Genomic DNA, 12,524 nt, shown 5'->3' with positions numbered 1-12,524 from the left:
TCCGGTCAGGGTTTGCGGATCATTGCGGCTCGATGCCGGCTTCGCGGATCATCCGCGACCAGTTGGCGAGCTGTGCCTTGACGAAGGCGCCGAGCTCGTCGGGCGTCTGCGGGAAGGCATCGAAGCCGATCTCGGCGAAGCGCTTCACCAGCGCCGGGTCGGTGGCGATGGCGGTGAATTCCTTGTTGAGCCGGGCGACGACATCGGCCGGCGTGCGGGCCGGCGCGAACACGCCGTTCCACGAGGTGATGTCGAATTCCGGCACGCCGGCCTCCTGCATGGACGGCAGGTTCGGCAGCAGCTTCGACCGCTCGGCGGTGGTGACGGCGAGCGCCTTCAGCGCGCCGGCGTTGATCTGGCTGAGCGCCGCCGTGATATCGACGAACATCATGGAGATGCGCGAGCCGATAATGTCGGTGATCGCCGGCGGCGTCGACCGGTAGGGCACGTGCAGGATGTCGATGCCGGCGCGCTTGGCCAGGGTCGCGCCCGCGACGATGCCCGTGGAATTGCCGCTGGCATAGGTGAGCTTGCCGGGATTGGCCTTGGCGTGGGCCACCAGTTCGGCGACCGAGTTCACTGGCAGCTTCGGATCGGTCACCAGCAGGAACGGCAGGTTGCCCATCCGCGCCACGGGAGAGAAATCGGCGACCGGATCGTAGGTGAGGTTCTTCATCAGGCTCGGATTGGCCGAATGCGACGTGTTCGTCGTCATGAACAGCGTGTAGCCGTCGGGATTGGCGCGGGCGACATAGGTCGCCGCAACCGAGCCGTTGGCCCCCGCGCGGTTCTCGACCACGACGCCCTGCCCGAGCTTCGCCGCGAGCTGCTCGCCGACGATTCGCGCCACGGTGTCGGTGCCGCTGCCGGCCGCGAAGGGCACGACCATGGTGACGGGGCGTTCCGGCCAGGCGGCGCGCGCCGCGCCGGTGCCGGCGGCGAGCGCGGCGGCGCTCGCGATGAAAGTCCTGCGGTCGATCATGAAGGCGTACTCCCCGGGGGGACCAGAGCAATCCTTCAGGCGAAGCGGGTGCCGGTTCGCGTGAAGGAGTTGCGATCAAACAGGCGACGGCGCGATGCCGTCAGCGGCGGCGGATGACCCGTTCCGGGTTCTCTTCGTAGGGCGGCGTGTAGACGACGAGCACGCGCACCGGCGTATCGCTGGTCACCGTGAAGACATGCTCCATGCCGGCCGGAAAGAAGCAGGCATCGCCCGGCTTCATCGCGAAGCTCTGGCCATCGACCTCGGCGGTGGCCGCGCCTTCCAGCAGGTAGCAGATCTGGTCGATGCCGGGATGGGCGTGCGGCAGCGCGCCAGAGCCCTTCTCGATCGTGCCGATCAGCATCTCGACCGATTCCGCTCCGACCGTGTCGTGGCTGATCAGGCGGCGGTTGAGCGTGCCCGTATGGTTGGCGGGATGGTAGCCTGGGACGTCCGCCTCGCGGACGTGATAGCGGCGCGCGGATGCGCCAGCGGCGGCCTCTGCCGTCATTCCGTTCTTCCTCCCTGCGCCGGTCGCGCCGGCTCCGCCTTGTCGGCGTCTTGCGCCCGAGTGTGGATGGCCGGCCCGCCATGTCAAGGCGATGCGCGGCATGACTGGCACCGCCCGAACGGCACGAAACGGTGCGTTGCCATCGCGCCTTCCGCATGGGCAGACTGCCGGCCCCGCGCCGCCCCTCCGAACGCCCGCCATGCCGCCGCTCATCCTCGACAGCGTGACCCATCTGAAGGACGATGCCCGCGGTCATGTCGCGGCCTGCGCGTCGCACGGCGCGGTCTATGCCGCCTGGTATGCGGCCTCGAAGGGCGTTGCCGCACTGGTCCTCAACGATGCCGGCGTCGGTCGCCAACAGGCCGGTATTTCCGGCCTTCCCTATCTCGACGGGCTCGGCGTGCCGGGAGCCACCGTCTCGCACAATTCGGCCCGCATCGGCTGGGGCGAGGATATGCCGGCGCGCGGCGTCCTGTCCTTCGTGAACCGGACGGCCGCCGCACTGGGCCTCGCCCCCGGCATGGCCTGCGACGAGGCGCTCGCGATTCTCGGGCGGGCGAATCTTCCGCCCGCGCCCACGCCCTCCCCTCTGGACGAGGCGCGCCACGAAATCGTCGAGGCCAGCGCCAACGGCATCCGCGTCTTCGTGCTCGATTCCAACGGTCTCGTCGGCAAGGATGATACGGGACACGTCGTCGTCACCGCCTCCCATGGCGGTCTGCTCGCCGGCAAGCCGGAAACCGCCGTCAAGGCCGACGTGCTGGTCGCCGTCTATGTCGATGCCGATAGGGGCCTCGACGATGCCGGCATCTCGCGCCTGCCGGCGCTTCAGGCACGCGGCATTGCCGGCGGGGCAGTGTCAGCCTTTTCCGCGCGCATCGGCGACGGACTATCGGTCTGGACCGACGGCTTCATCTCCGCGCTGAACCCGCTGGCCGGGCAGCGCGGCGGGGTCATCGGCCAGTCGACACGCGATTTCGTCGCGGCCATGGTGGCATCAAAGGCCACGGGCTGAACCCAGCAAAAAAGCATCTCCGGGAGTGAACGCATGAGCGACGCCGCATCCAATACCCTGCGCACCATGACGGGCGGGCAGGCCCTTGCCGAAATGCTGAAACTCGCCAATCCCGGACCGATGTTCGGCATGGGCGGCTTCCAGCTCCTGCCCTTCTACGAGGCCTGCCGCGTCCTCAACGTGAAGCACTACCTGATCAACGACGAGCGCTGCGGCACCTTCGCGGCCGACGCCTATGCGCGCGTCACCAACAAGCCCGGTCTCGTCGACGCGACGCTCGGACCCGGCGCGACCAATCTCGTCACGGGCCTCGTCGAGGCCTTCAACGCCGGCATGCCGCTGGTCGCCATCATCGGCGACGCCAATCGCGAGCACGCCACCAAGAACATGACGCAGGAGACGCGTCAGCTCGACATCCTGCGTCCCATCGTCAAGGAGATCATCCGCATCGAGGTGATCCGCCGCGTGCCGGAAGCGGTGCGCCGCGCCTTCGCGGTCGCGACCTCGGGGCGGCCGGGTCCGGTGATCATCGACGTTCCCGAGGACATCGCCCATGGCGAGTTCGATTTCGAGGCCGGCGATTTCTGGATCGACCCGGCGACACTGAAGGCGCAGGCGCGCCGCTCGCGGCCTGACGGCGCCGACCTCGCGCGCGCCGCCGCGCTACTCGCCAAGGCGGAACGACCCCTGATTCTCGCCGGCGGCGGCATCCACATATCCGAGGCCTACGAGGCTTTGCAGGCACTGGCCGAGAAGCAGGGCATTCCGGTCGCCCACACCATGTCCGGCAAGGGCGCCATCGCCTGTTCGCATCCGCTTTCGGCCGGCCTGTTCGGCCGCTACGACCGCATCGCCAACAGCCTCATCGCCACCTCCGACTGCATTCTCGTGGTCGGCTGCAAGCTCGGCGAGATCGCCACCAAGCGCTTCTCGCTGCTGCCCCCCTCCAAGACCGTCATCCACGTCGACGTGCTGCCCGAGGAAATCGGCCGCACCACGAAGACCGAGGTTTCGCTGTGCGGCGACGCGCGGCTGGCGCTCGAGGATCTGGCCTCGGCGCTCGACGACGGCGTCGACCGGGTGGCGAAGCGCGCCGGCTACCTCGCCGAAATCCCGGTGAAGATGGCGGAGTGGATGAAGGGCGCCGCCGACCGGCTCGAATCGAAGGAAACGCCGATCAATATTGGCCGCCTGATGGGCGAACTGAACCGGATCATGCCCGAGGATGCCGTGCTGGTGGCGGACGGTGGCTTCGCCGGTCACTGGGGCGGCCTGCTGTTCGACACGAAGAAGGCCGGCCGGCATTTCGTTGCGGATCGCGGTTTCGCCTCCATCGGCTACGGCGTGCCCGGCGGCATCGGCGCGCAGCTCGGCGTCGGCCCGAAACGGCGCGTCGTCTCGATGACCGGCGACGGCGGCTTCAACATGTCGATGGGCGACCTGGAAACCGCCAAGCGCGTCGGCGCAAACTTCGTGGTCTGCATCTTCAACAATGCCGCCTCCGGCTATGTGAAGGCGCTCCAGCACTCGGTCTATGGACCCGGCAGCTACCAGTCCTCGGACCTCGTCGAGTTCAATTACGCCGATATCGCCAATGCCATGGGCTGCCGCGGCATCCGCGTCGAGGATCCGGAAAAGCTTGCGGGCGCGCTCGGCGAAGGCCTCGCCAACACGTCTTCGCCGACCGTGCTCGACATCGTGGTGACGCGCGATCCCGGCCGCATGCTGCCGGGCATCGACAACCGCACGCTGAAGGTGGCCAAGGGCGACAGGCCGGTGTGACGCGGCAGCCGCCTCCGTTCGTCATGCACGGGCCTTGGCCCGGTCATGACGGATAGGCTGCTGCCAGGAAGCTGACGGCGCGTTATCGCTCGACGATGACCGCCACGGGTCCGCCGCCGGGCGGACCCTGATGCTCGGCGCCGCCGGACACGTAGATCGTCGTCCGGCCGACAAGCCCCGCGAGCGCCCCCGCCACGAAGGCGCGGGCATGACGCGTGGAGGAAATGTCGGAATCGTCCAGCATGGTGTGGCGCGCGCCGCGCACCTCGCCGTCGGGGCTCGCCTCGGCCTTGGCCAGCACGGCGACGAGCTTCGCGCGCATGTTCGGATCGAGCTGGCCGGCAGCGGCGAGCCCGACCCGGCCGAGCGCCGCGCGCACCGGCTCGATGTCGATGGCGTCGGCCATGACGGCATGATCGATGGTCAAGGGCCCCGACCATGCGGCCGATCGGCCAAGCACGACGATCTCGTGGTTGACGAGTTCGACACCCGCCGAGGCGCTGGCCCGTCCAGAACAGAGCGCCATGTCGCGGCAGATGACGGCATCCGACAGCTTGTCCCGCTCGATCTCGCCGAGAGCCACGGCGACGCCGAGCGACGAGGCCCCGCGCGACAGGCCCATGGACTTCAGCGTGTCGCGCACCGCGACCGCCGCACCGCGGCGCTCAGCCTCGCCGATGCGCTGGGCGGTCAGCAGCGGACATTTGACCTGGACGAAGTGAACGTCGCCGGCATGGGCGATGCCGGCCTGCCGCATCGCCTCGGCAACGCCGGCCGCGACCTGGTCCACCTGGCCCATCCGGCCGAGATCCTCGGGGGCAAGGCCCGCAGTATGCACCCGGCCGATGGCGAGCGCCGGTCCCGCCGCACCCTCACCCTCGATGCGCTCGAATACGGTCCAGTGCGGCGACATCGCGCCTTCCGTCCCGCCGGACATGACGTAGCAGACCTCTTTCGCCTTTTGCGGCCCGACATGAGCGCTGAGCGCCAGCGTCAGCGACTGCGTGGCGAAGCCGCGGGTGAAGTCGTTGACGCAGCCATTGCCCTCGGTCTTGCCGAAAATGGCGAGGATGCCAGCCGGGTCGAGCTTGCCGGCTGCGATCGCGGCCTCGATGCCCGAGACGTCGTCGGGAGCGGATGCGGGAATGCGGTGCACGCGGGCAATGGGCATGGTATCGGTCCTTCCGGCGGCGGCTATGCAGGCTCCATGCCGCTTTTGCTTGACATGAGGGCCTCCTGTCACTAGACGGTCGCGTCTCCGAAAAGGACCATTTTGTCCAGCGGCTGGCCTTGGCCGTCGCGCACCGCTTTAGGATCCGACCGATGTCGCGTCGTTGTGAACTCACCGGCAAGGGTGTTCAGGTTGGCCACCGGGTCAGCCACTCGAATATCAAGACCAAGCATCGCTTCCTGCCGAATCTGCAGAACATCTCCTTCGCTTCCGAGGTTCTCGGCCAGACGGTGTCGCTGCGTGTTTCGACGCAGGCGCTGCGCTCGGTCGACCATAATGGCGGCCTCGACGCCTTCCTGCTGAAGGCCAATGCCGAGGTCCTCTCGGTGAAGGCCCGCCAGCTCAAGACGGCCATCGCCAAGAAGCGCGCCGAAGCCGCCTGATCGGCTTTGCCTTCCGGGTTTGCCAGCCGGCGTCGGGTGACCGACGCCGGTTTTCGTTGTTGGCCGCAGCGCGTGACTGTGCGTCATTGTCCCGCAGAGACAGCGTCACCATATCGAAATACGATAGGCACACGTTGATTTCGGCATAAGCCGAAGCCTCTCAGGTGGGAAACATATGACCTCCAAGACCCTGCTCCGCATTCTTGCCATGGCCACCGTCGTGGTGATGGTCGGCGCCACCGTCGCCGAGGCCCGGCGCAGCGGCTCGTCCGGCAGCCGCGGCGAGCGGACGCACAGCGCGCCGCCGGCCACTTCGACGGCGCCGACCACGGCCGCCCCGATGCAGCGCACCACGGCGCCTGCGCCGGCCCCGGGCATGAACCAGCCCGGCATGGCGCCGCGTCCCGGCATGACCCCGCCCGCCGCCCAGGGCTCGCGCTGGGGCGGCCTCGGCATGGGCCTCGCCGCCGGCTTCCTCGGCGCCGGCCTGTTCGGCCTGCTGTCCGGCCAGGGCTTTCTCTCCGGCCTCGGCTCGATGATGGGCATGCTCGGCTTCCTGTTCCAGTTCGCCCTGATCGCCGGCATCATCTATCTCGTCGTCCGCCTCGTTCGCGGCCGCCGCGAGCAGGATGCGGGCGGCCAGCCGGCCATGGCCCGCATGGGCAATGCTCCCGTCGGCCCGATGAGCGGCGGCAATGCCACGCCCGGCGGCATGCCCATGGGCGGCGGCCCGATCCCCGGCATGGCCGGTGGCTCGGTGGCTCCGGCTCCGCGCGCGCCCTCCGACACGATCGGCGTCACCCCGCAGGACTACGACCAGTTCGAGCGCCTGCTGGGCAATGTCTGCGAGGCCTATTCGCGCGAGGACCTGAACGGCCTGCGCGCCATGGCGACGCCGGAAATGGTCGGCTACTTCGCGGATGACCTGAAGGATGCCGCCAGCCGCGGCCTCGTCAATCGCCTGTCGAACGTCAAGCTGCTGCAGGGCGACCTGTCGGAAGCCTGGCGCGAACCGGATTCCGACTACGCCACCGTCGCCATGCGCTTCGCGATCACCGACGTGATGATCGACCGCGCCTCGGGCCGCGTCGTTGAAGGCAATCCGCAGGGCGAAGAGGTCATCGAATTGTGGACCTTCCGCCGGCCGCACGGCGCTGCCTGGCAGCTCTCCGCGATCCAGAAGACCTGACGCCTGCCCGTCCATCCGGTTTGAACCAGAGAGCCCCGGCCACGCGCCGGGGTTTTCTTTGGTCCCCATTGCTCTTGCTGGAGCGGCGTTCCGTGGCCGGCATGGTCGCCGAAAGGTCGGGGCCTGTTGATATTAACCTTTTGTCCATAGGTGTTGACGAAGTCTTAACGAAACCGTTGCGGTGCACGGACGCTCGTGGTTCCATTGCATCAGCCATGAAGACAGTCACCACAGAGATCCGCCTCGCGCGCCTGTCCGATGCACCGGTCGTCGCCGAAGTGCACGACGAAGCCTGGCGGGCGGCCTATCGCGGCCTCATCCCCGGCGCGGAGCTGGAGAAGCTGATCTCGCGACGCGGGCCGGGCTGGTGGGAGGCCGCGATCCGCAAGGGCAATCGCATCGCGCTGCTCGGCTTCGGCGATGAAGTGGCCGGCTACGCCAATTACGGCCGCAACCGCGCCAAGGCGCTCTCCTACGAGGGCGAAATCTACGAACTCTATCTGCGGCCGAAGTTCATCGGCCTCGGCCTCGGCCAGAAGCTGTTCGAATCCGCCCGCAAGGACCTTGTCGGCCACGGCCTCGACAGCCTGGTGATCTGGGCGCTGAGCGACAACGAGAGCGCCGTCCGCTTCTATCGCGGCCTCGGCGGTCGGCCAGTCGCGCGATCCTCGGAAACCTTCGGCACGCGCGCGCTCGACAAGACCGCCTTTGGCTGGGCCGCCTGACGGCACGCCCGCGCCGGCACTGCATCTTATCCTGAAGCCGCACTTGCCCCGGCATGGGCGATCCGGCTAACGAGGCGCGGCATTCACCCGTTTCCGCGCCGACGCTAGCCCCCGCCGCGCCCGCGCTCCGTCTTTCCGGAGTTTCCCTCCCATGCGTATCGACGCCATTTCGATCGGCAAGAACCCTCCCGAGGAGGTCAATGTCGTTGTCGAGGTTCCGGTCGGCGGCGAGCCGATCAAGTACGAGATGGACAAGGAGGCCGGGACGCTGGTGGTCGACCGGTTCCTCTATACCTCGATGCGCTATCCCGGGAATTACGGCTTCATCCCGCACACCCTGTCCGAGGACGGCGACCCCTGCGACGTGCTGATCGCCAACCAGCGCGGCATCGTGCCGGGCGCCATCGTCGCCTGCCGGCCGGTCGGCGTGCTGAAGATGGAGGACGAGGCGGGCGGCGACGAGAAGATCGTCGCGGTGCCCGTGCCGAAACTGACCCGTCGCTACGAGAACGTCCACGACATCAAGGACCTGCCCGAGATCACCCTCAAGCAGATCGAGCACTTCTTCGAGCACTACAAGGATCTTGAGAGCAACAAGTGGGTGAAGGTCATCGGCTGGGGCGATGCCGCCGAGGCCAAGCGCCTGATCCTCGAGGCGATCGAGCGGGCCAAGAAGGCCAAGGGCTGAACGCCGATCCGATGACAGGAGCGGCCGGGGCCGGCTGAAGCCGGCCTCAGCCCCGCTTCGGGCCCGCCGCCAGGGCTTCGGCGACCTTGGCGCGGATATCGGCCAGCGAGAACGGCTTGGTCACCACGTCGTGGACCAGCGCCTCGAGGCCGTGCGCACGCTCGCGCTGATCGGCATAGCCGGTCATCAGGAGGATGACGAGATCAGGGAATTGCGGCGCTGCCGCCAGCGCCAGGGCAATACCGTCCATCAGCGGCATGCGGATATCCGTCAGCAGGAGCGCGAAGCCCCCCGCCTCGCGTTCGAGGATGTCGAGGGCCTCGGCGCCATCGCGCGCCTCGGTGACCTCGTGGCCGTCAATCTCCAGCGCCCGGCGCACGAAGGCGCGCACCGGCTCGTCGTCCTCGGCGATCAGGATACGGGCCACGATCAGCTCTCGATGACGCCGACAAACGGCAATTGCCGCCAGGAATGGGCGACATCCATGCCGTAGCCGACGACGAACAGGTCGGGGCACTCGAAGCCGACATGGTCGGGCGTCAGGTGCACCGCGCGCTTGCCGGGCTTCTCCAGGAGCACGCAGGTGCGCACGCTCCTGGCGCCGCGCGCCATCAGCAGGTCCTTCGCATAGGTCAGCGTGCGACCGCTTTCGAGAATGTCGTCGACCAGCAGCACATCGCGGCCGGTCACCGGGCTCTCGATGTCGTGGACCACGCGCACCGTGCCGCTCGACACCGTGCCCTCAAGATAGCTCGACAGCGACATGAATTCGACCTCCGGCGCCATGCCCGCCGCATCCATGGCGCGGATCAGGTCGGCGGCGAAGACGAAGCTGCCCTTGAGCACCGCGATGACGAGCAGGCGCTCGGGTTTCGTCGCGGCGATCTCGTCGACAAGCGTCTTGTTGCGCTCCGCAATGGTCTCGGCCGAGAACAGGATGCGGATATTGGAACGGTTCATCAGTCACTCCGGCCGGTGCCGATCATGCGCGGTGGCTCTCGCCTGTTTGTAATGCGGCGGCGAAGCCACGTCACCGGCCGGCGGCGTCGGCGGGCGCGAAGAAGCGGACTTCGATGCTGGAACCGTCCGGCGGCGGCGAGGCGAGGCGCGAGCGGAACGGCGCGGCCTCCCCCGCTTCCAGCCGCGCCTTCGGCGCCGTGGCGGTCCAGGTGTAGATTTCCTTGCCCCCGGCATCGCGGACCGCGAGCCTGAGTCGCGGCAGGTCGATGGCGCGACCCGTGATGTTGACGAGATTGCCCTCGACCACCAGCACGACGACGCCGTCGACGATCTCGTTGGCGCCCTTCACGTTGCGGAATTCGACGCCGCGCAGGTTCACCGGCAGGCCGAGCCGCTCGTAGATTCCGGCGGTGTCCGGCATGGTCCGCACCACCTGCTCGCGGCCGAGCATGAAGGTCGCGAGGATCGCGGTCGACACCAGCACGATTCCCACCGGCAGCGACATGCGAAGCGACCAGCGCGGCGAGCGCTGGACCAGCGGGCGGGCACGCCGCCGCACGGCGGCCGATTCGATGTTCCGGCGCGGCGGGGCCGCCGGCTCCTCGTGGCCCTGCGCCGCATCGACGCGCGCCGGCAGCGGCGCGACATCGGCATCCGGCTGGAGCGAGGGCGATTCAGCGGCGGGAATGTCAGGGCCGCCATCGGCGGCTTCCCCGGCCGTCGCCTTCTTCTCGCGCTCCTCCTCGGCGAAGGCGGCGCCCCAGTCGGCGTCAGTGGTATCGTCCGGCGGCGGTGACCGGACGGGCTGGCCGATCGCGGCTGCGGCTTCCGCAACGGCCGGTTCCTCGACCGCCTGGTCGGCGGTGGCCAGCCAGACGGTGCGGCACTGGGCACAGCGGACCTGACGCCCGGACTCGCCCAGGACCTCCTTGGTCACCCTGAATGCCGTCGCGCAGGACGGACAAACGATCAGCATGATGCACGCCTTGGGGCCGGTTGCCCCCGCTTCACACTCGCGCAGCATGGTTAATTGGCGGTTACCACGAATTTGGCCAACCTTTTGAAATCCTTAGCAGGGGATTTTCGGGATTAGCCGGACATAACCGGAATCAACCGGGATCAGCAGAGAACATTGAAAATCATCCGCCCGACCCCGAAACGCGAACCGCCGCCAGCGTCGGAAGCGCTAGCGGCGGCGGATCGGTGCAGCAGAAGGGGTCTGACTTCCTTCGAGGCGAACGGTACCAAACGGCTGATTCGCTCGCAAGGGTGTTCCCGATCCTTTCCCGTCACGTGGGCTTCGATGGAGGCGCGTCATGAGCGCCCGCGCAGTCGTCGACATGATGAGGCAGATGATCGCCGCCGGCGCCACTCACGACGCCATGCTGATCGCCGCCGAGGCCATCGCGAGCATTGAGGATGCGGAGACCCGGCGCCGCGCCGCGGCCGCCGATCGAAAGCGTCGGCAGCGGGCCAAGGAGCGTGACTGTCCCGTGACAGTCACGGGACAGTCACGGGACATCCCCCCGCCCCCCGAGACAAAGGTTTCCCCCGTACCCCCTTCCAAAACTCAACCCCCCGTTCGGACCCTAAAGGGTCCTCACTGCCCCCCAGACGGAGACGAGAAGGCGCGCGCGACGCTCGCCGATGCTGATCGCGTGGTAGCCCAGATCTTGGAGGCATCGGTCCCGGAAGACCACGCCCTCCGAGGCGACGTGCTGGCGGCATCGGCCTGCCTGGGCTGGTTGCGATCAGGTTTCGATCCAGATCTCGACGTGATCCCCGCCGTTCGGAAAGCGATGGCTGGTCGGTACCGGATCGCCCATTGGTCCGGCTTGTCGACCTGGGTGGCCAATGCTCATCGCGACCGACTGGCGGCGGAAGAGGCTCAGCCGATGGCGGAGGTGATCCGAATGCCGAACCGGGCATACCCGGCGCCTCGCTCGCATCCTGCCCACGAAATCCTCAACCTCGCAGCGGAGGGTTGGCAATGAACGATATCGATCTCGTCTCGGACGCGGCGCTCCCGCAGGTTCATCGCAGCACGTCCGCATCGCTCGCGGTCCAGAAGCTGGCCGAGGTCTACGGGCCTTACATGTCGCGCTGGATGTTCGGCGGACGGCAGTTCGACGCCACCTGCGTCAAGCCGGCGATAGCTCGGCAGGCGCTGGAGCAGGCGGCATCGGTGGTGCCGCAGATGGCACGGCCGGCGACGGCTCAGGAAATCCGCCAGCACCTCGCCGCGTTGCTCGGCTGCTACCCGGCCGGCAAGACCGATCCGAAGGTCTTTGCTCGGATGCTGACCATGGACGTCAGCGACGAGCAGCCGTCGATCGGCGCCCTCACGATGGCGTGCCGGCAACTGCGCCGCGAGAGCGAATTCATGCCGATGATCAGCGAGGTTCTCGCCGCGCTGAGGGCGGCATCGGTGCGTGTCGGGATAGCGGCACGGGCTCTCGATGAGATGCCCAAAATGATCGAAGCCCATGAGGAGCAGATCGAGTATCAGCGCCGCCGTTGGGAAGCCGAGCGGAGACAGAACCAGGTGGCGCTATGACCGGCGACGAGCTCATTGCGCAGTGGATCGAAGGCGCGAAGATGGTGGCGCGCGTCTCGGCGGAACAGTTCGCAGCGGCGGCGCCCCGGCCATGGCCTGCCAACATGGAGGAGCAGGCAGCTAAGATCGCCCTGCGGATCGTCCGCGAGCAGTTGGGGCCTCTGGAGACGGTGGTACGGTCGGATGTCATCGACCGGGTGGCGGCGGTGGCGGCCGAGACCATTTGCTCCCGTCTCCGAGAGTTGCGGCCGCATGACTTCGTCGCGGGGCGCGCATGATGATCGTCAGCACCGCCACCCGTCTTGTCGATCTGGAGCGCGCCCGCGAGCGGCTATGGGGTGCCAAAGCCATCGCGGATTTTGCGGGGGTCAGCGAGGCCACCGTATACCGCTGGGCAGCCGGTGACGATTGCCCGATCTCCAAGCCGCGCGGCCGCTACATGGCGATGAGAACCGAGCTCGATCGTTGGCTTCAGAACCTCTGAGCCTTGCGATGCGCGAT

The 12,524-nt window shown here is 67.9% G+C and carries 16 protein-coding genes; 10 read left to right on the top strand and 6 right to left on the bottom strand.

Translation table 11 applies throughout. The features are described 5' to 3' along the window. Positions 1-19 precede the first annotated feature (19 nt). Both JNK84_RS18035 and JNK84_RS18030 read right to left on the bottom strand, forming a co-directional pair. Positions 20-982 (bottom strand): Bug family tripartite tricarboxylate transporter substrate binding protein, encoded by a 963-nt coding sequence (locus JNK84_RS18035; protein WP_293426238.1) that lies wholly within the window; start codon positions 980-982, stop codon positions 20-22. A gap of 100 nt (positions 983-1,082) precedes the next feature. After that, on the bottom strand, positions 1,083-1,493 hold the full coding sequence (locus JNK84_RS18030) for a cupin domain-containing protein (protein ID WP_293426236.1): 411 nt from the start codon (positions 1,491-1,493) through the stop codon (positions 1,083-1,085). A 199-nt stretch (positions 1,494-1,692) separates the two neighbouring features. On the opposite strand from JNK84_RS18030, the gene JNK84_RS18025 reads away from it, so the two are divergent. Further along, complete coding sequence (locus JNK84_RS18025) at positions 1,693-2,508, top strand: hypothetical protein (protein ID WP_293426234.1); 816 nt, start codon at positions 1,693-1,695, stop codon at positions 2,506-2,508. 33 nt (positions 2,509-2,541) lie between these two features. Then, positions 2,542-4,290: a thiamine pyrophosphate-binding protein gene (locus tag JNK84_RS18020; protein WP_293426232.1), complete on the top strand. Its 1,749-nt coding sequence runs from the start codon at positions 2,542-2,544 to the stop codon at positions 4,288-4,290. 82 nt (positions 4,291-4,372) lie between these two features. On the opposite strand, the gene JNK84_RS18015 is transcribed toward JNK84_RS18020, so the two are convergent. Next, positions 4,373-5,461 (bottom strand): ring-opening amidohydrolase, encoded by a 1,089-nt coding sequence (locus JNK84_RS18015; protein WP_293426230.1) that lies wholly within the window; start codon positions 5,459-5,461, stop codon positions 4,373-4,375. A 152-nt stretch (positions 5,462-5,613) separates the two neighbouring features. Between JNK84_RS18015 and rpmB the strand changes: the two genes are divergently transcribed. From rpmB to ppa, 4 genes are all read left to right on the top strand, one after another. After that, positions 5,614-5,904 carry a 50S ribosomal protein L28 gene (gene rpmB / locus JNK84_RS18010; RefSeq protein ID WP_293426228.1) on the top strand — a complete coding sequence of 97 codons (291 nt, stop codon included), beginning with the start codon at positions 5,614-5,616 and terminating at the stop codon, positions 5,902-5,904. 175 nt (positions 5,905-6,079) lie between these two features. After that, a complete protein-coding gene (locus JNK84_RS18005) occupies positions 6,080-7,093 on the top strand; it encodes a Tim44 domain-containing protein (protein ID WP_293426226.1) in 1,014 nt (337 codons plus the stop codon). 215 nt (positions 7,094-7,308) lie between these two features. Next, positions 7,309-7,818, top strand: a complete 510-nt coding sequence (locus JNK84_RS18000) for a GNAT family N-acetyltransferase (RefSeq protein WP_293426224.1) — start codon at positions 7,309-7,311, stop codon at positions 7,816-7,818. Between the two features lie 151 nt (positions 7,819-7,969). Continuing rightward, positions 7,970-8,506, top strand: a complete 537-nt coding sequence (gene ppa / locus JNK84_RS17995) for an inorganic diphosphatase (RefSeq protein WP_293426222.1) — start codon at positions 7,970-7,972, stop codon at positions 8,504-8,506. A gap of 46 nt (positions 8,507-8,552) precedes the next feature. Here the strand turns inward: ppa and JNK84_RS17990 are convergent, their stop codons facing one another. The 3 genes from JNK84_RS17990 to JNK84_RS17980 form a co-directional block, all read right to left on the bottom strand. Continuing rightward, the gene (locus JNK84_RS17990; protein ID WP_293426220.1) at positions 8,553-8,933 is read right to left on the bottom strand and encodes a response regulator; all 381 of its coding nucleotides are present in this window, start codon (positions 8,931-8,933) and stop codon (positions 8,553-8,555) included. A gap of 2 nt (positions 8,934-8,935) precedes the next feature. Further along, positions 8,936-9,466, bottom strand: a complete 531-nt coding sequence (hpt, locus tag JNK84_RS17985) for a hypoxanthine phosphoribosyltransferase (RefSeq protein ID WP_293426218.1) — start codon at positions 9,464-9,466, stop codon at positions 8,936-8,938. 70 nt (positions 9,467-9,536) lie between these two features. Beyond that, the gene (locus tag JNK84_RS17980) at positions 9,537-10,442 is read right to left on the bottom strand and encodes an MJ0042-type zinc finger domain-containing protein (RefSeq protein ID WP_293426216.1); all 906 of its coding nucleotides are present in this window, start codon (positions 10,440-10,442) and stop codon (positions 9,537-9,539) included. A gap of 340 nt (positions 10,443-10,782) precedes the next feature. Here JNK84_RS17980 and JNK84_RS17975 point away from each other — a divergent pair, with 340 nt between their 5' ends. Genes JNK84_RS17975 through JNK84_RS17960 form a run of 4 tightly spaced genes read left to right on the top strand, consistent with a single transcriptional unit; the run spans position 10,783 to position 12,507 of the window. Continuing rightward, entirely contained in the window at positions 10,783-11,460 is a 678-nt protein-coding gene (locus JNK84_RS17975) for a hypothetical protein (RefSeq protein ID WP_293426214.1), read from the top strand. Continuing rightward, positions 11,457-12,023, top strand: a complete 567-nt coding sequence (locus tag JNK84_RS17970) for a hypothetical protein (protein WP_293426212.1) — start codon at positions 11,457-11,459, stop codon at positions 12,021-12,023. The genes JNK84_RS17975 and JNK84_RS17970 overlap by 4 nt, the downstream gene beginning before the upstream one ends. Beyond that, a complete protein-coding gene (locus JNK84_RS17965) occupies positions 12,020-12,301 on the top strand; it encodes a hypothetical protein (protein ID WP_293426210.1) in 282 nt (93 codons plus the stop codon). The genes JNK84_RS17970 and JNK84_RS17965 overlap by 4 nt, the downstream gene beginning before the upstream one ends. Continuing rightward, positions 12,298-12,507, top strand: a complete 210-nt coding sequence (locus JNK84_RS17960) for a helix-turn-helix domain-containing protein (protein ID WP_293426208.1) — start codon at positions 12,298-12,300, stop codon at positions 12,505-12,507. The genes JNK84_RS17965 and JNK84_RS17960 overlap by 4 nt, the downstream gene beginning before the upstream one ends. Positions 12,508-12,524 lie beyond the last annotated feature (17 nt).

This window comes from Phreatobacter sp., assembly GCF_016793595.1.
Taxonomy (GTDB): domain Bacteria; phylum Pseudomonadota; class Alphaproteobacteria; order Rhizobiales; family Phreatobacteraceae; genus Phreatobacter.
This window is presented reverse-complemented; position numbering and strand designations above follow the sequence as displayed.

Coding starts and splice junctions, on each gene's coding strand:
- JNK84_RS18030 (WP_293426236.1), bottom strand. CDS start 1,493: ATGACGGCAGAGGCCGCCGCTGGCGCATCCGCGCGCCGCTATCACGTC.
- JNK84_RS17975 (WP_293426214.1), top strand. CDS start 10,783: ATGAGCGCCCGCGCAGTCGTCGACATGATGAGGCAGATGATCGCCGCC.
- JNK84_RS18005 (WP_293426226.1), top strand. CDS start 6,080: ATGACCTCCAAGACCCTGCTCCGCATTCTTGCCATGGCCACCGTCGTG.
- JNK84_RS18020 (WP_293426232.1), top strand. CDS start 2,542: ATGAGCGACGCCGCATCCAATACCCTGCGCACCATGACGGGCGGGCAG.
- JNK84_RS18025 (WP_293426234.1), top strand. CDS start 1,693: ATGCCGCCGCTCATCCTCGACAGCGTGACCCATCTGAAGGACGATGCC.
- JNK84_RS18000 (WP_293426224.1), top strand. CDS start 7,309: ATGAAGACAGTCACCACAGAGATCCGCCTCGCGCGCCTGTCCGATGCA.
- JNK84_RS17980 (WP_293426216.1), bottom strand. CDS start 10,442: ATGCTGATCGTTTGTCCGTCCTGCGCGACGGCATTCAGGGTGACCAAG.
- JNK84_RS17970 (WP_293426212.1), top strand. CDS start 11,457: ATGAACGATATCGATCTCGTCTCGGACGCGGCGCTCCCGCAGGTTCAT.
- JNK84_RS18035 (WP_293426238.1), bottom strand. CDS start 982: ATGATCGACCGCAGGACTTTCATCGCGAGCGCCGCCGCGCTCGCCGCC.
- JNK84_RS17960 (WP_293426208.1), top strand. CDS start 12,298: ATGATGATCGTCAGCACCGCCACCCGTCTTGTCGATCTGGAGCGCGCC.
- JNK84_RS18015 (WP_293426230.1), bottom strand. CDS start 5,461: ATGCCCATTGCCCGCGTGCACCGCATTCCCGCATCCGCTCCCGACGAC.
- JNK84_RS17965 (WP_293426210.1), top strand. CDS start 12,020: ATGACCGGCGACGAGCTCATTGCGCAGTGGATCGAAGGCGCGAAGATG.
- hpt (WP_293426218.1), bottom strand. CDS start 9,466: ATGAACCGTTCCAATATCCGCATCCTGTTCTCGGCCGAGACCATTGCG.
- ppa (WP_293426222.1), top strand. CDS start 7,970: ATGCGTATCGACGCCATTTCGATCGGCAAGAACCCTCCCGAGGAGGTC.
- rpmB (WP_293426228.1), top strand. CDS start 5,614: ATGTCGCGTCGTTGTGAACTCACCGGCAAGGGTGTTCAGGTTGGCCAC.